This window comes from Bacillus thuringiensis (assembly GCF_001455345.1).
In the GTDB taxonomy this organism is placed as follows: domain Bacteria; phylum Bacillota; class Bacilli; order Bacillales; family Bacillaceae_G; genus Bacillus_A; species Bacillus_A thuringiensis_N.
Map to the genome: position 1 here is coordinate 4,618,685 of NZ_CP013274.1, position 16,245 is coordinate 4,634,929.

Consider the following 16,245-nt stretch of genomic DNA (forward strand, 5'->3'; position numbering starts at 1 on the left):
GCTTTTCTTTTATTCATTAGTTTGCAACAACGTTAACAAGTTTTCCAGGAACAACAACTACTTTACGAACTGTTTTCCCTTCAATTTGGTCTTGAATTGCTTCAAGTGCAAGTTGTTCCATTTCTTCTTTTGATGCATCTTTACTCATTGTTAGTTTTGCGCGAACTTTACCCATAACTTGAACAACAATTTCAACTTCATCTTCTACAAGTTTAGCCTCATCAAATGTTGGCCAGCTTGCATATGTGATTGTTTCATTGTAACCAAGCTTGCTCCATAGCTCTTCCCCAATGTGAGGTGCAACTGGTGCAATCATTTTTACGAAACCTTCTACATATTCTTTCGGAAGTGTTTCAGCTTTGTATGCATCGTTGATGAATACCATCATTTGAGAAATCGCTGTGTTGAAGCGAAGCTCTGCATAGTCTTCTGTTACTTTCTTCACTGTTTGGTGGTAAGCTTTTTCAAGCTCTTTATTTGGTGCATCAGTAATTTTCTCGCTTAATCCACCGTTATCTTGAATGAATAGGCGCCATACGCGGTCTAGGAAACGACGCGCTCCGTCAAGACCATTTTCAGACCAAGCGATTGAAGCATCTAATGGTCCCATGAACATTTCGTATAGACGAAGTGTATCTGCACCATGGCTTGCTACGATATCATCAGGGTTTACAACGTTACCTTTTGATTTACTCATTTTCTCGTTGTTTTCACCTAGAATCATACCTTGGTTGAATAATTGTTGGAATGGCTCTTTCGTTGGAACTACACCGATATCGTATAATACTTTATGCCAGAAACGAGCATATAGTAAGTGAAGTACAGCATGCTCTGCTCCGCCGATATAAATATCAACTGGAAGCCATTGTTTTACTTTTTCAGGATCTACAAGTGCTTCGCTGTTGTTTGGATCGATGTAACGTAGGTAATACCAGCAGCTACCAGCCCATTGTGGCATTGTATTCGTTTCACGACGACCTTTTTTACCAGTCTCAGGATCAACAACATTTACCCACTCGTCAATGTTAGCAAGTGGTGATTCACCTGTACCTGAAGGACGGATGTTTTCTGTTTTCGGAAGAACTAATGGTAATTCTTCTTCTTTCACAGCTGTCATTGTGCCATCTTCCCAGTGAATAACTGGAATTGGCTCACCCCAGTAACGTTGACGGCTGAATAACCAGTCACGTAGACGGTACGTTACTTTTTGATTTCCTGCACTCGTTGCTTCAAGCCATTCAATCATTTTTGCGATTGCTTCTTCTTTATTTAATCCATCAAGGAATGCTGAGTTTACGTGAGCACCATCACCTGTGTATGCTTCTTTCGTAATGTCTCCGCCTTTTACAACTTCCTTCATTGGAAGGTTGAACGTTGATGCGAATTCATAGTCACGCTCATCGTGAGCTGGAACTGCCATTACAGCACCTGTTCCGTAAGTTGCAAGAACGTAATCAGCGATCCAGATTGGCAATTTCTCACCATTTACTGGGTTAACTGCGTAAGCACCAGTGAATACACCAGTTTTCTCTTTCGCAAGTTCTGTACGCTCTAAATCACTCTTCATTTTTACAGAATTAATGTAAGCTTCTACAGCTTCTTTTTGCTCAGCAGTTGTAATGTCAGCAACAAGTGCATGTTCTGGAGCAAGTACACAGTAGCTTGCGCCAAATAATGTATCAGGACGCGTTGTGAAAACTGTGAATTTCTCATCTGTACCATCGATGTTGAAGTGTACTTCTGCACCTTCAGAACGACCGATCCAGTTACGTTGCATATCTTTTAAGCTTTCTGGCCAATCCAGCTCATCTAGATCTTCTAATAGACGATCTCCGTAAGCTGTAATTTTTAACATCCACTGTCTCATCGGACGACGCTCAACTGGATGTCCACCGCGCTCACTCTTACCATCAATGATCTCTTCATTCGCAAGTACTGTACCAAGTGCTGGACACCAGTTTACAGGTACTTCATCAACGTAAGCTAAACCTTTTTCAAATAATTTCAGGAAGATCCATTGTGTCCACTTATAGTAGTTTGGATCTGTTGTATTTACTTCACGGTCCCAATCGTAAGAGAAACCTAATGATTTAATTTGATTACGGAACGTATTAATATTAAGCTCTGTAAATTCAGCTGGGCTGTTTCCAGTATCAAGTGCATATTGCTCTGCTGGAAGACCGAATGCATCCCATCCCATTGGATGAAGAACGTTATATCCTTGCATACGCTTCATACGAGATAAAATATCTGTCGCTGTATAACCTTCTGGATGTCCTACGTGTAGGCCTGCACCTGATGGATATGGGAACATATCTAGTGCATAAAATTTTGGTTTTTCTGTCTCATCTGGCGTACGGAATGTTTTATTCTCTTCCCAGTACCCTTGCCACTTCTTCTCAATGTCTTGATGATTAAAGCTCATGAGATACCCTCCTTGAAATTCTATTTATTTTCACCGCCCAAAATACAAAAAACCTCTCATCCCTAGAAAGGGACGAGAGGTTATAGATTCCCGCGGTACCACCCTAAATTAATGTACACATATACATTCGCTTAGATCCGTAACGTGGATTAACGGCAATTGCTACTACTAGTTTCACAACTGCAACTCAAAGGCGAGTTCATAACGAAACGTGGATTGACTTGCACCGACCGTCAACTCTCTAAACCAGCTTCTATTACTACTACTCCTTCTCACTGTTATTACAAATATGAGTTAAGTGAACTACCCTCCGCCTCGTATCTCTAAAGAGGTTACTTACAGCGTGGCTTCTCGGTTAATCGTTACTCTTACTAACTAACGAATTCGTCTTAGGACAGCCGAGCTATCTCCCTTGTTCAAAAGGTTGTTTTATTTAAATATATTCTAAAACATGTTACATGTTCCGTCAAACTAAACTGCAATTTTTTCTTCAACTGTTTCTTCTACTTTTACTCGTCTATCATAAATGCTCGTTGCTATAAGCGCTACTACAAGCATTACCATGATTACTATAAACAATACTTCCATATTGTATAAATCAACAATTGCTCCGCCAACGACTGGCCCGAACATTTTCCCTACAGTCGCCGCACTATTTACAACACCTTGATAAAACCCTAACTTATCTTTTGGCGCAAGTATATTTGCAATTGTTGGAACTGCTGGCCATACAAATAATTCACCAATTGTTAATGTTACCATCGCAACGAGGAACATCGTAAATTGCTGCGCTTGACTTAATACAATGAATGACGCCGCAAAAATGATGATTCCAATCATAATTTGTTGTTTTAAAGAACGCTTCATCCAGCGAATTAACATACTAACTAGCGGCTGCGCACAAACAATCATCGCTCCGTTTATCGTCCACAATAAACTATAGTGACGAAGACTAATGTTTAATTGTTGCATATGCGTTGCAATCGCCCCTTGCCACTGTACGTATGTAACCCAGCATAAAGCATATGCTACACATACGATAAGAAGTGCTTTGAATCCAGGTGTAAGCGACCAACCTTTTTTCGTTTCGATTTCTTTTTGCACTCCTGGCTCTTTCTTGTCTTCCATACCACGGAATCCAATAAAAGCAATTAAGAAGAAAACAAAGTATAAAATAAAGTTCGCTAAGAAAATATAATCAAAACGATAAGACGCAACTAATCCACCGCACGCTGTTCCGATCGCAATACCAACGTTTTGTCCAACATACATCGCATTAAATGCTCTTCTTCCGCCCTCTGGCCAAACCGTACCAACCATCGCATACATCGATGGGAAGACCATTCCAGAACCAAATCCGATTAACGCTAGCCACACAACGTATAAAGGCCAACCGTGGAAGAACACAAGACCTAAAATCGATACGAGTGTAATGACAATCCCTACTAGAGTTGATTTATAGCCGCCCCATTTATCAAATAAAACACCGCCGAGCAAGTTTCCGATTACACCAGTAAGCGAGTTGATCATTAATACCATTCCGGCCACAGATAAAGATTTTCCTAGGTGATCATGCAAATAAATTGTATTAAAAGGCCATAAAAAAGAAGCACCCGTGACATTAATAATCATCCCAGCTACTAATAGCCATACTTTCCTTGGCATAGTCTCCCCTCCTATTCTATTTTTTTCGTTCATCTATAACAGTAAAATTGTAGTCGTTTTTAAATAGGAAGGCAACTGATTAATAGTTGATGAAATTCAGATAATGGTTTTGCAGTAAATGAAATTATATTGATTGCTTCTTAAAAATATATCGACTTACCAATAAAAATGATAACAGTAGCAATATATAAAAAGAAGAGGCTGCATGAACTTCATGCAGCCTCTTCTTTTTATATTATCCAACTTCTTTTTCTCGCTTTGCACGTTCTTTAGCACTCCATTTAAATACCTTATCTAGTAGAGAGTATATTCTCCCAGACTCTTTCGTTAATAACGGTCCTAACGATGCTAATATTAGAACGTACAGTGCAGAGAACGGTTTAATCGCTGCCATTAAGCCACCCGCAATGCCGATATTCGCTACAATAATAGAAAATTCCCCGCGTGATACGAGTGTTAAACCTATATTCGTAGAAACCTTATGGGATAACCCGGCTTTACGTCCTGCAATCATTCCAGCAGTAAAATTACCGATTAGAGTAATGAAAACTGCTCCTAATGCCAACCACACTGCTCCTCCAAGCGAAAATGGATCTATACTTAAACCGAAGCTGAAAAAGAATATGGCTCCAAAGAAATCACGGAATGGAACGACGAGCTTCTCAATTCGATCGCTATGCTCTGTTTCAGAAAAGACGAGTCCTAATAATAACGCTCCAATTGCCTCAGCAACGTGAATCGTTTCTGAAAATCCTGCTACGAAGAATAAAATAGCAAATATTACGATAATGAAAATTTCGTTGGACGAAATATCTAATATTTTATTTAAGAGCGGCGTAGCTTTTCTAGCAATTACAAAAAATAGTAGCATATACCCTACTGCGATTAACACCGATGTAAGAGCACCTACAAATGATGTTGCCCCACCAAGTACTAAACCTGAAACGACTGATAAATATACAGCTAAAAAAATATCATCAAACATAATGATTCCTAATATTAATTCAGTCTCTTTATTACCAGATCCTCTTAAATCAACAATTACTTTTGCAACAATTGCACTCGATGAAATTGTAATGATTCCAGCAATAATTAACGTCTCTAATAAGGGGAAGCCCATAACATATCCATAAAGCAAACCTAATATGAAATTAAGTGATATGTGGACAGTCCCCCCGAAAGCAATTGATTTTCCTGATTTAATTAATTTTTTTATTGAGAATTCTAAGCCTAAATAGAATAGGAGGAATATGACGCCAACACGGCCAAGGAAGGAAATAACTTCTCCGCTTTCAATAAACCTTAAATCGATAAGTCCTAAGTCGGGGGCGTGAGGCCCCACTAACATACCGAGTATAATGAGAAACGGAATAATCGAGAACTTTAACTTCGCAGCGAGGATAGCTGCAAAAGCTACTAATACTAACGCAGTTCCAACTTCAAAGATTAAAGTATCCATCGATTATGAATCACCTCCTGATGAAAGCAATTCATTAATAATTCTTTTCACTTCATGTCTTTCACCCGATAACACGAGCATATCGCCAGCTTCAATAATAGAGTCTGGACCTGGATTAAAGAATTTCTTCATATTCTTTTTTAAAATAGCAATAATCGTTACATTATACGTTTTTCTGACATGTAAGCTACCAATTGTTTTTTGTACGACTGGTGCGTTATTTTCCACCTTAAACCATTCAATTGATAATCCTTCAAAAGCCATCTCAATTGTGTCTAACGCTTGTGGTCTATATACCATTCCGCCTAATATAGCCGCAATTTGTCTCGCTTCAGAATCACGAAGAGAAATACTTGAAATACTCTCATCATGATCCGCATCAAAATGATACATTTCCCTTCGGCCATCATCATGAATAACAATAACCATTTTTTCATTACCTTTTGTAATTACTTCAAATTTACATCCAATGCCAGGTAATTCACTCTCTCTAATATTCATATTCCCGCCTCCTAAAGTTTTTAGTTACGGCTTTTACAAATCTACATCAATTTCTGTTTTAAATTCTTCATCTTTTGAGATTCCCAAATACTTTAATGTCTCTGAAGGTGTCGCGTGATGAAAATGTTTTTGCAATAGCGCAATCGCTATCCCTCTTTTGTATGCATGAAATCCAAATGTTTTTCTCATTGAGTTCGTTCCGATTTTACCAACAACCCCAACTGCTTCAGCAGCATTATGAATTACACGATACGCTTGTTGACGCGTAATTGAATTTGTCGTTTTATTAGATTGAAATACGTAGTTTTCTCTTTTCACATTAATAGATTGTACGTACTCTAAAAGTGCTTCTTTTACTTTTGTATTTAAATAAATATCTTGTTTAAACTTTTCATCCTTCACAGGAAGAGAATAAAACTCTTTAACAGTTCCATCTTCATTTAATACCTCTTCAAATTTCATGCTAAGCAGCTCAGTAATTTTTAATCCTGTGTTAATTCCAATAACAAATAAAAGATAATCTCGCTGCGAGTGCTCTTTTAAATACTTTTTCATAGCCTCAATTTGACTTATATCTTTTAATGCCTCTACAACTTCCATACATGTATTCTCCTCATCTTATGAACGGTAATTTTCTCATCATGTTGTCCATTTTACCTTATCATGCTATGAGATTTCCATGTATTATCCATTATTTTTACAATATACTTTTAGGGCCGAAAATTTTTCGTTTGGAAATTTATAATTATGCAAATACAGTAGGGGTAGGAAAAATAGGGGATACAAGTTCAGCCTCTTTCTACAGATCGGATTCCTCCTTTCATGATCCAGCTGCTTCTACTTTAATATTATGTTACTTATTTATATTATATTATACATTTCAGTAACATTAAAGTGTTTTTTCTGAAAATAAAAAAACCCGAGCAGTTTCGCTCGGTTTTTTTTATTAATCTTCCTTAGGAAGAACAATTCCTTTATACAATTGAACTGTAATAAAGTAATAAATCGTGTAAATAACTACGAAAATTACAATTGGTACCCAAATACGGAAGTACGGATCGATTAAAATAAATCCGAAAATATTCATACCAACTAATACGTGTGCAATACCTATAATTGCTGGGAATAAGAATACTAAGAATAATTCTTTATAAATGGATTTCGTTAATAATTCACGGCGCACACCGATTTTACGAAGCATTTGATAACGCGTAATATCTTTTGATGCACCAGAAAGAATTTTAAACATTAAACAACTTGCCATCATTGCTAAGAATGCAATTCCCAGGAAGAATCCCATAAACACTGTTCCGCTCGCAACACCGTAGAACATGTCGTAAGCTTGATATTTACTATTTAATCTTTCAGCTGCTACATTTTTATATTTATCTAGTTGCAACTCGTCAAGTTTTTTCCATTCTTTTATGTTTGCTTCAAAATCATCTGTTTTTCCAGTAAATACGATTCCTTCTTTACCGTTTATAGTATCGTACATTTTTTGATCTACAATTTTAATTGCATGATCTTCATGTACGTAGAATGGCTGGATTGTTCTGAAAGCCTCGTCCCATTCTTCTGGAAGTTCTTTAGCGTTCGCATCTTTTTCATTCATTTCTCGAGAAACTGCACCTACTGGCAGGTCCGCTGAAACTTTCTTTGTATTCATTAAATCCTTCATCGACTTCATATTTGACATATCTTTTACTAAAGGACGATTTTTCTCTAAATCTTCTTTTACATAGTAAACGTATTTATCATCGACTTTGTAACGATATTCGCTTTTCTCTTTAAATGTAATACCGTCTAAAATTTTCTTTTCTTCAGCAGTTGGATTATGAACTACTGAATCATATATTACGAAACCATCAACCATTTTTATAACGTTATTTTTAAACGCCATACCACCTGAAATGGCACCGGCTCCAAGAGCAACTAACATCGCTACTGTTGCAAGTACTTTCGTTAAACTATTAATACGGAAATTTAATTGTGCAAATGTAAAAGCGTTAAGCCCTTTTTCACTACGCTTTTTATTACCTTTTAACTTTTTAATAATAACTGGGAGAAGTGATCCAAACAGCATGTAAGTACCAGCTGTTGTTGTAATTAATGCAATAAGGATTCCCATTTCTCTTAGTTTTTCCATGTAAATCATTGATGCATAGCCAATACCTAATAAAATAACCGCAAGGAATGCAACTACACCTGTCATTTTTCCTTTTACCGCAACACGTTCTGTTTGTGCGTCTGCATGTACAAGTTGCAGTACAGAAATACGTGATAATTTAATACTGTTCATAATTGCTGATAATACAAATAGTGCAAAGAAGAAGATGCAAGTAACAGTCATTGATGGTAAATAAAATGCTTTATAGCCCTTACCAGCAAATTCTAATTGTTTCATTAATAACTGTCCGATACCTTCTGCAAGGCCTACACCAACTATAATACCAATCGCAAGAGACGCAGCACCTAATACGATTGTTTCGATAAACATAAGTAATGTAACTTTATGCTTTTTTGCTCCTAACATCATATACATACCAAACTCTTTTTGACGAAGAGATAGTAAGAAAGAGTTCGCATACAAAATATAGAAGAACGTTATAATAGCTAGTAAAAATGAACCTGCTTGGAATACAAATCCAATTTGACCAATAGTAGAATTTTCCTTAAGGAAGGCTTCGTTTAACGCTAACGTTTGAAACATATAAAAAATTGAAATGGACATGACAAGACCAATAAGTAAGACGATATAATCTTTCAGCTTACTTTTTAGCCCTGACATGGAAAGTTTAAATAACATGCCCTAGACCTCCTTTCTTACGCTTTTTGTGTGCCTAAGTCTGCCAGCACATCTAAAATTTCTTTATAAAACTCTTCACGTGTACCACCGCGGTGAATTTCTTTATATAGCTCACCATCTTGAATGAATAAAATACGCTGACAGTAACTTGCACTATACGGATCATGTGTAACCATCATAATAGATACGCCTTGATCTTTATTTAAGTTTGTCATCGCATCAAGTAAACTCGCTGCATTTTTAGAATCAAGCGCTCCTGTTGGCTCGTCCCCTAAAATAATTGCTGGCTCATGTACTAAAGCGCGCGCTGCTGCTGAACGTTGTTTCTGTCCACCAGATACTTCAGATGGGTACTTTTGAAGTATTTCTGTAATTCCTAACATATCCGCTACTTTCTCAACTTTCGGTCCAATGTTACGTGATGGAACACCTTGGAGTGAAAGTGGCAATGCAATGTTTTCATAAATTGATAAGTTCTCTAATAAGTTAAAGTCTTGGAAGATGAATCCTAACTTTTGTGAACGGAAATCAGAAAGCTCACCTTGCTTCATTTTCGTAATATCTGTACCCGCAATTTCAACAACGCCGCCTGTTGCTTTATCAAGCGTTGAAATTACATTTAATAATGTCGTTTTACCAGAACCAGATGGCCCCATAATCCCAACAAACTCACCCTCTTGAATTGAGAATGATACACCTTTTAACGCATGTGATTGGTTCTCACCTTTTTTACCGTACACTTTTTGAACGTTTTTCACGTCTACAACTGGTTTCGTCATATATATCCTCCTACGCTTGTTTTTCCATTACCTATTTTGCGCTTTTTAGAAGTGAACTGCTATTTGTTAACATTACAATTACCTTACACTTTTGTAAGATAGAAAATGGATGCGTGTAAGGTTGGCTTTTCATACTAGTTCACATTTCGACATAGTAAATCGGTAAATGAAATTATATCGGCGATTGTTAAAATATATCAGCGGTTCTTACACTTTTATCAGCGATTTTTCAAATATATCGGCGATTCTTACACTTTTATCAGCGATTACCAAAATATATCGACTTATCGACAAAAGATGACAATAAAAATAGGCTGTTCCGCGAAAGGAACAGCCCACTGATTAAAGTTTCACTTTATTTCTTTAAAGGTGTTACCGTCCAATACGTAATAACACGCCAAATCCACTCTAGTGGACCCATTTTAAAGATTTTCATCCAAATCATACTAAACACAATTTGAATTGCATAAATTGCAATACATACATATAACGTCTGCATGTAAGTTAAATTTCCTGCAAAGTTACATACACTTCCTGCGATTAAAATCATTGCAGTTTGTCCAATATAATTTGTTAAAGCCATACGACCGTAATATTTCAGTGGCGCTAATACTGTTTGAACTGGTTTTAATTGAAGTAATAAAATTAATGCTCCCACGTAGAAAGCTGAAATAATCGGTCCCACTGTAACACCAATTTTTAAAAATTGGCCTGCAGCATCCATTGTTCCGTCTTCATTCATTAGTATCATATTTACAAATGGATCAGCAGGCACGTGTCCGTATTGATACCATACAGCTACGACACTTAAAACAAACATAATACCTGTAAAAATAGCGACTTTCTTTATATTTTGCGCAAGATTTTCAAATACACGATATTGTCCTGCAGCAAGCCCTAATAAAATTAAACCGAGTGGTAATAGTTCTTTAACACCCATTACACTAAAGGTAAGTGTTAAAATAAGACCAATAACTAAGTTCACTTCTTTTTTCGCTTTATAAAACGGTAAAACGATTAACCCGCAAATTGCATATAACGTTAATGCTTCTCCAGGTTGAAACATGTAATGAATCAAACCGAAAATAAATAGTGCAACTAAGCGGCGTAGAAATAAAACATACCCATTTTTGCCCTTTGCAATTGCTCTAGAGATAAAGATATAGAATCCCACTCCAAATAAAAATGAGAAGATTGAGAAGAAACGACCTTCTACAAATAAGTATAAAAACCTTTGATAACTAGCATCCACTGTATTAGGATCTGGAATTTTAATGTTAAGTAGTGCGAGAATATTTACTAAAATAATCCCCAGTAGTGCGAAGCCACGAATGTAATCTAACTCATCAATTCGTTTGTTTGTAATATTGTTCCCCATAAAGCAACTCCTTGTATAAAATTTAATCCTTCCTTACTCTACTGGAGAAAACGGCTCGCAACTATCGACAAACCTTACAGGAATCTTACATTATTGTCATATGGCAAAATAAAACCAGGTCATATTGCGACCTGGTCTACTCTGATTGTTTCGATTTTTGAGGTTGTCCTTTTTTACTGTTACGCTGTTTCACTTGAACAACTGGATCAAGCTCATTCGAAAACTCTGCGTTATGCCCATTTTGCGTTTTTTGCTCTGGGTTATTTTGATCTGAACGTTTCGCCATTACCTTCACTCCTTATTAGTGCGGTGTAATAATCATTTGATGTTGCAATTGGCGAATTGCCATACGCGCTCTATTTAACTGCTCACGTTGCTCATCATTCGCATGTTGTTGCATCGTTTGTAAATCGTTATATGCTTGTTCTAATTGTAACTGTGCATCTGAATACTCCATCGTATTGTAATGCTCTTGTCTCATACCAAGATCTAATTGTTCTTTCGCATATTCCACCGCTTGTTCCGCTTGTGTAATATACGATTCAAGTGATTGACGCTCTGCCATAATTGTCCCTCCTTGCTTCAATTCCCCTTTAGTGTGTCCCTTCCATATGAACCTTATGAGTATGTTATAATGGATTTTGTTTCATTTTGACTCGGCTTAGGAGGGAAAGTAATGAAGGTTCAAAACCCTTTTCCATATACAAACGACAATAAACGTTATCATACATGGAATTACCATTTACGAAATGAATTTGGTGAAAAAATCTTTAAAGTTTCATTAGATGCTGGCTTCGATTGTCCGAACCGTGACGGTACAGTTGCTTACGGCGGTTGTACATTTTGCAGTGCGGCCGGATCTGGTGACTTCGCTGGTGATCGCCGCGATGATGTTATAACGCAATATCATGAAATGAAAGAAAAAATGCGCTCAAAGTGGAAAGACGGAAAATGTATCGCTTATTTCCAAGCGTACACAAATACACACGCACCACTTGAAGTGTTAAAAGAAAAATTCGAACCGCTTCTAGCAGAAAAAGATGTTGTCGGTCTTTCTATCGCAACGCGTCCAGATTGCTTACCAGACGATGTCGTTGCATATTTAGCGGACTTAAATAAACGCACGTATCTTTGGGTTGAACTTGGACTACAAACCGTTCATGAACGCACTGCAAATCTTATTAATCGCGCTCATGACTACCCATCTTACGTGGAAGGTGTAAATAAATTACGTAAGCATGGCATTAGAGTTTGCTCTCATATTATTAACGGTCTTCCCCTTGAAGATTATGACATGATGATGGAAACAGCTCGTGAAGTAGCGAAGCTTGACGTGCAAGGAATTAAAATTCATTTACTTCATCTATTAAAAGGAACGCCAATGGTGAAGCAATATGAAAAAGGACAACTCGAGTTCCTTTCTCTTGAGGATTACGTAAGTCTCGTTGTTGACCAACTTGAAATAATTCCAGAAGACGTAATTGTGCACCGCATCACAGGTGACGGCCCACCTGATTTAATGATTGGTCCAATGTGGAGCTTAAATAAATGGGAAGTATTAAATTCCATCGATGCAGAATTTGTACGCCGCGGAAGCTGGCAAGGAAAATATGCAAATGAGGAGAAACAAAAATGAAATTAGAACGTGTATTACCGTTTGCTCGCTCGCTTCTGCAAACGGCAGTAAAAGAAGGCGATTACGCTGTAGATGCAACTTTAGGAAACGGTCATGACACTTGCTTCCTAGCTGAAATCGTTGGTCATAACGGAAAAGTATTTGGATTTGATATTCAAAAAGAGGCAATTGAAAGCTCAACAACTCGTCTAAAAGAAAAAGAACTTTTCGAACGTACTATTTTAGTTCACGATAGTCACGATACACTTCTATCCATATTACCAGAAGATGCAAAAGGAAAAGTAACAGGCGCAATTTTCAACTTAGGTTATCTTCCAGGCGGAGACAAGCATATCGTTACAAAACCGAACTCAACAATTTCAGCAATCGAACAATTATTAGAAGTAATGGCACCTGAAGGTATCATCGTCCTTGTTATTTACCACGGACATCCAGAAGGACAAGTAGAACGCGACGCTGTTCTCAAATTTGCCGAAGAACTAGACCAAAAACAAGCACACGTACTACGATACGGCTTCATTAACCAGCAAAATAACCCGCCATTTATCGTGGCGATTGAGAAACGATAATATATCAACGATTTTTCAATTATATCTATCGTAACTAGGGATATATCAACGATTTTTTCGATATATCAACGATTCGACACAATATATCGACTTATCGACAAAAGATAACAAAAAAGACGTGCACTCACTGCACGTCTTTTTGTTATTCTCCTATATAATGGATATATACACTATTTAAAGAAAGAAGGATAGAACTTTGCTAGTAGAACTACGGGGAATCCAAAAGAAGTATGGCAAATCACTTATACTAGACAACATTGATTTATCCATTCCAGAAGGAGAAGCACTCGCTATTATTGGCGGGAACGGGACTGGAAAAAGTACTCTACTCAAAATAATTGCAGGCTTTATTTCACCTACGGTAGGGACAATTCAAAGGAAAGAACATATACAAATCGGTTATGTACCTGAACATTTTCCTGAAGGGATTCGTTTTACATTAGAGGATTATCTATATCATCTCGGCCACATTCACGGTTTATCAAAAAAATATTTAAAAGATAAAATTCCGATGCTCCTTGAATCTTTTCATTTACTTCATGCAAAGCATTCCGTTGTACGAAACTTTTCAAAAGGTATGAAACAAAAAACAGGCATTATGCAAGCATTACTTACGGACGTACATTTATTAATTTTAGACGAACCGCTTTCTGGGCTCGATCCGAACTCCCAGCAAGAATTAGAACATATTTTACTATCATTAAAACAACAAGGTATATCTATACTCTTCACATGTCATGAAAAACAACTATTAGAAAACTTCGCCGATAGAATTATGACGTTAGCAAATCATACAATTGCAGAAAATACCTCTGTACAAAAAGTAGCAGAACAGGTCTATATTGAGGCAATCGTTCACGACACATTTTCAGCAATAGAACTACAGAAACAGTTAGGGCTTATACACGTTGCACACAATTCAAATCAAAACCTTATTCAATTACAAATCGAAAAAGAATATACAAACGAAATGCTTCAGTTTTTATTACATAAAAAAGCATCTATCACACTGCTACAACCTAACTTTTAAATCGAAAGAAGGTTTATTATGTTCGCGCTTATTCGTTACCATTTTCTCGACTATACAAAATCGTATAAGTACGTCCCTCCTATTGCGATGTACTTTGTGAGCTTACTTTTTGTATATACATATAAACCGACTCCTATTGTACCGACATATTTAGAAACAGCACTCGCGCTTTATTTATTATCTGCCTGGATTACAATCACAATTTTTCATACGGAAGACCCTATACAAGAGCAAATTACTATTTCTCACACAAATAATATTTCCGCATTATACGTTGGTAAATATATTACAGCTCTTCTCATTTGTACTGTGTTATCTTTTATATCCGTAATCTATCCAATTATTTTGCAAATGTTTAATGAAAAAATGACAGTTTCTTTATTTTCAGTCGGATTTCTCGCTCATATGTCTTTCTCTATACTAGGAATTTCAATCGCAACATTATTTACAAGAAATATAATTCAAAAAGCAAGCACTGCTTGGCTTAGCCTTACATTCATATTGCTTATAACGATTGCATCTATCCGGTTTAAAAAAGAGTTACTATGGTTTTTACCACCTGTCGAAAGCTTTCTAATACTTGGACAATACAAATATAATATACTGACTCACACGCTATGGCTCACAGCTTGGGCTATCGTATATTCATTTTTATTATTTACCTTATTTCTTTTTATCGTTCGCAAAAAACGTTTTTAATTACATAGTAAAGGAGACGAAACAATGATCGGAATACTAGCAGGAATGGGACCAAAATCAACTGGACCATTCGTCGATACAGTTGTAGCAGAGTGCCAAACAATATACGGAGCAAAACATGATATGGACTTTCCTCATATGATGATTTACTCGTGCCCAACACCGTTTTACATGGATCGCCCTATTGATCACGAAGCGATGAAAAAAGCGATTATTGAAGGAGCACAAAAACTTGAAAGTACTGGCGCAAGCTTTATCGCTATGCCGTGCAATACGGCGCATCTTTATTTCGAGGAATTACAGCATTCTCTGTCCATTCCGATTTTAAATATAGTCGATGAGACGTTACAAGCAATTCCTAAAAATGCAAAAAGAGTCGCTCTTCTTGCAACAGAAGCAACTGTTCAAGCTGGTATTTACCAAGATGGGATTATAAAACGTAATATAGAGTACATTCATCATGAAACATGGCAGGAAATGATTAATCAAATTATTACTTGTATTAAATCTGGAGAGATTGAAAAAGCTCACGAATTGTGGAATGCGCTCGTTTTACAATTGAAAGATGAAGTTGATACGGCAATTATCGCATGTACCGATTTGAATGTGGTGGCGAGTGAGGATTTTGTTGATTCCTCTCAATGTCTTGCGAAAGCAGTTGTTAGGATGTATGTAGAAACTATAAGGGGGTCCCAATGAATATACCTTTTGAAATGGGATACACATTTGACGAAAACCTTAGAGAAAAACCTATATCCCATGCTGAAATAAAGCAAGGGATTGTATTTTTGAAAGAGCATTTACATGAAAGTTCGTTATACGGAAAAAACTCCGGATTAATCGGTGTTTATGAACGAATCGCTGGCAACCTTTCTGACAGTGAGTATTACTTACAGAAGGCCATTGAATATTACACACAAACAGACAACATCCAAGGGCTTTTTATTAACAAACTTCGCCTCGCACATACATATCATTGGGAAAGAAAGTTTGCTGCTGCAAATACAATCTTTATCGAACTTCTACAAACACTACCAGACTTACCAGCTTATGAAGATTTTTTCTACCAACATTACGGAAAAAGTAAATTAGATGAGGGTGACTTCCACACCGCTCTTACTTATTTTCAAAAGGCACTTCAAATTAGGCTACAAAAAGGAAATGAAGAGCTAATTCATTCAACTAAGCTTTGCATTGCGTATTGTATGTCTCGCTGATAAAAATCCCCAAAACTTTTAACTTTCTTCACAATTCTTTCAAAGTATCCACACTTAATCTCGCTATATTAAATAAGTAGT

General features: G+C 36.7%; 16 protein-coding genes and 1 other annotated feature. Of the genes, 6 read left to right on the forward strand and 10 right to left on the reverse strand.

The annotated features are described in order from the left end of the window. Positions 1 to 16: 16 nt before the first annotated feature. The 10 genes from leuS to ATN06_RS24215 form a co-directional block, all read right to left on the reverse strand. Positions 17 to 2,425: a leucine--tRNA ligase gene (gene leuS / locus ATN06_RS24170; protein ID WP_060632615.1), complete on the reverse strand. Its 2,409-nt coding sequence runs from the start codon at positions 2,423 to 2,425 to the stop codon at positions 17 to 19. Positions 2,426 to 2,490: 65 nt separating this feature from the next. Further along, positions 2,491 to 2,710 (reverse strand) — a binding site (T-box leader). Between the two features lie 186 nt (positions 2,711 to 2,896). Further along, positions 2,897 to 4,090 (reverse strand): MDR family MFS transporter, encoded by a 1,194-nt coding sequence (locus tag ATN06_RS24175; protein WP_060632616.1) that lies wholly within the window; start codon positions 4,088 to 4,090, stop codon positions 2,897 to 2,899. Positions 4,091 to 4,325: 235 nt separating this feature from the next. Beyond that, positions 4,326 to 5,549 carry a cation:proton antiporter gene (locus tag ATN06_RS24180; RefSeq protein ID WP_060632617.1) on the reverse strand — a complete coding sequence of 408 codons (1,224 nt, stop codon included), beginning with the start codon at positions 5,547 to 5,549 and terminating at the stop codon, positions 4,326 to 4,328. Between the two features lie 3 nt (positions 5,550 to 5,552). Next, complete coding sequence (locus ATN06_RS24185) at positions 5,553 to 6,050, reverse strand: cation:proton antiporter regulatory subunit (protein WP_060632618.1); 498 nt, start codon at positions 6,048 to 6,050, stop codon at positions 5,553 to 5,555. Positions 6,051 to 6,083: 33 nt separating this feature from the next. Beyond that, a complete protein-coding gene (locus ATN06_RS24190; RefSeq protein ID WP_000454223.1) occupies positions 6,084 to 6,650 on the reverse strand; it encodes a tyrosine-type recombinase/integrase in 567 nt (188 codons plus the stop codon). 346 nt (positions 6,651 to 6,996) lie between these two features. Next, positions 6,997 to 8,856, reverse strand: a complete 1,860-nt coding sequence (locus tag ATN06_RS24195) for an FtsX-like permease family protein (RefSeq protein WP_060632619.1) — start codon at positions 8,854 to 8,856, stop codon at positions 6,997 to 6,999. A 17-nt stretch (positions 8,857 to 8,873) separates the two neighbouring features. Then, positions 8,874 to 9,635: an ABC transporter ATP-binding protein gene (locus ATN06_RS24200; RefSeq protein WP_000165843.1), complete on the reverse strand. Its 762-nt coding sequence runs from the start codon at positions 9,633 to 9,635 to the stop codon at positions 8,874 to 8,876. A 355-nt stretch (positions 9,636 to 9,990) separates the two neighbouring features. Then, positions 9,991 to 11,013, reverse strand: a complete 1,023-nt coding sequence (locus ATN06_RS24205; protein ID WP_060632620.1) for a DUF418 domain-containing protein — start codon at positions 11,011 to 11,013, stop codon at positions 9,991 to 9,993. A gap of 136 nt (positions 11,014 to 11,149) precedes the next feature. Beyond that, positions 11,150 to 11,299: a hypothetical protein gene (locus ATN06_RS24210; protein ID WP_001129344.1), complete on the reverse strand. Its 150-nt coding sequence runs from the start codon at positions 11,297 to 11,299 to the stop codon at positions 11,150 to 11,152. A gap of 15 nt (positions 11,300 to 11,314) precedes the next feature. Next, a complete protein-coding gene (locus ATN06_RS24215; RefSeq protein ID WP_000840865.1) occupies positions 11,315 to 11,578 on the reverse strand; it encodes a YtzC family protein in 264 nt (87 codons plus the stop codon). Positions 11,579 to 11,689: 111 nt separating this feature from the next. On the opposite strand from ATN06_RS24215, the gene ATN06_RS24220 reads away from it, so the two are divergent. The 6 genes from ATN06_RS24220 to ATN06_RS24245 all read left to right on the forward strand — a co-directional run bounded on the left by ATN06_RS24220 (position 11,690) and on the right by ATN06_RS24245 (position 16,164). Beyond that, on the forward strand, positions 11,690 to 12,649 hold the full coding sequence (locus ATN06_RS24220) for a tRNA modification radical SAM protein MnmL/YtqA (protein ID WP_000868018.1): 960 nt from the start codon (positions 11,690 to 11,692) through the stop codon (positions 12,647 to 12,649). Continuing rightward, a complete protein-coding gene (locus tag ATN06_RS24225) occupies positions 12,646 to 13,218 on the forward strand; it encodes a tRNA 5-(aminomethyl)-2-thiouridylate-methyltransferase MnmM (RefSeq protein ID WP_060632621.1) in 573 nt (190 codons plus the stop codon). Before ATN06_RS24220 ends, ATN06_RS24225 begins: the two co-directional genes overlap by 4 nt. A gap of 196 nt (positions 13,219 to 13,414) precedes the next feature. Further along, complete coding sequence (locus ATN06_RS24230) at positions 13,415 to 14,248, forward strand: ABC transporter ATP-binding protein (RefSeq protein ID WP_060632622.1); 834 nt, start codon at positions 13,415 to 13,417, stop codon at positions 14,246 to 14,248. 18 nt (positions 14,249 to 14,266) lie between these two features. Beyond that, positions 14,267 to 14,947 (forward strand): hypothetical protein, encoded by a 681-nt coding sequence (locus ATN06_RS24235; protein WP_060632623.1) that lies wholly within the window; start codon positions 14,267 to 14,269, stop codon positions 14,945 to 14,947. Positions 14,948 to 14,971: 24 nt separating this feature from the next. Further along, positions 14,972 to 15,646, forward strand: coding sequence for an aspartate/glutamate racemase family protein (locus ATN06_RS24240; RefSeq protein WP_060632624.1), 675 nt, complete (start codon positions 14,972 to 14,974; stop codon positions 15,644 to 15,646). After that, positions 15,643 to 16,164 carry a hypothetical protein gene (locus ATN06_RS24245; RefSeq protein ID WP_060632625.1) on the forward strand — a complete coding sequence of 174 codons (522 nt, stop codon included), beginning with the start codon at positions 15,643 to 15,645 and terminating at the stop codon, positions 16,162 to 16,164. The genes ATN06_RS24240 and ATN06_RS24245 overlap by 4 nt, the downstream gene beginning before the upstream one ends. Positions 16,165 to 16,245: the final 81 nt, after the last annotated feature.

Coding starts and splice junctions, on each gene's coding strand:
- ATN06_RS24175 (WP_060632616.1), bottom strand. CDS start 4,090: ATGCCAAGGAAAGTATGGCTATTAGTAGCTGGGATGATTATTAATGTC.
- leuS (WP_060632615.1), bottom strand. CDS start 2,425: ATGAGCTTTAATCATCAAGACATTGAGAAGAAGTGGCAAGGGTACTGG.
- ATN06_RS24245 (WP_060632625.1), top strand. CDS start 15,643: ATGAATATACCTTTTGAAATGGGATACACATTTGACGAAAACCTTAGA.
- ATN06_RS24200 (WP_000165843.1), bottom strand. CDS start 9,635: ATGACGAAACCAGTTGTAGACGTGAAAAACGTTCAAAAAGTGTACGGT.
- ATN06_RS24240 (WP_060632624.1), top strand. CDS start 14,972: ATGATCGGAATACTAGCAGGAATGGGACCAAAATCAACTGGACCATTC.
- ATN06_RS24190 (WP_000454223.1), bottom strand. CDS start 6,650: ATGGAAGTTGTAGAGGCATTAAAAGATATAAGTCAAATTGAGGCTATG.
- ATN06_RS24195 (WP_060632619.1), bottom strand. CDS start 8,856: ATGTTATTTAAACTTTCCATGTCAGGGCTAAAAAGTAAGCTGAAAGAT.
- ATN06_RS24205 (WP_060632620.1), bottom strand. CDS start 11,013: ATGGGGAACAATATTACAAACAAACGAATTGATGAGTTAGATTACATT.
- ATN06_RS24215 (WP_000840865.1), bottom strand. CDS start 11,578: ATGGCAGAGCGTCAATCACTTGAATCGTATATTACACAAGCGGAACAA.
- ATN06_RS24225 (WP_060632621.1), top strand. CDS start 12,646: ATGAAATTAGAACGTGTATTACCGTTTGCTCGCTCGCTTCTGCAAACG.
- ATN06_RS24185 (WP_060632618.1), bottom strand. CDS start 6,050: ATGAATATTAGAGAGAGTGAATTACCTGGCATTGGATGTAAATTTGAA.
- ATN06_RS24220 (WP_000868018.1), top strand. CDS start 11,690: ATGAAGGTTCAAAACCCTTTTCCATATACAAACGACAATAAACGTTAT.
- ATN06_RS24235 (WP_060632623.1), top strand. CDS start 14,267: ATGTTCGCGCTTATTCGTTACCATTTTCTCGACTATACAAAATCGTAT.
- ATN06_RS24210 (WP_001129344.1), bottom strand. CDS start 11,299: ATGGCGAAACGTTCAGATCAAAATAACCCAGAGCAAAAAACGCAAAAT.
- ATN06_RS24180 (WP_060632617.1), bottom strand. CDS start 5,549: ATGGATACTTTAATCTTTGAAGTTGGAACTGCGTTAGTATTAGTAGCT.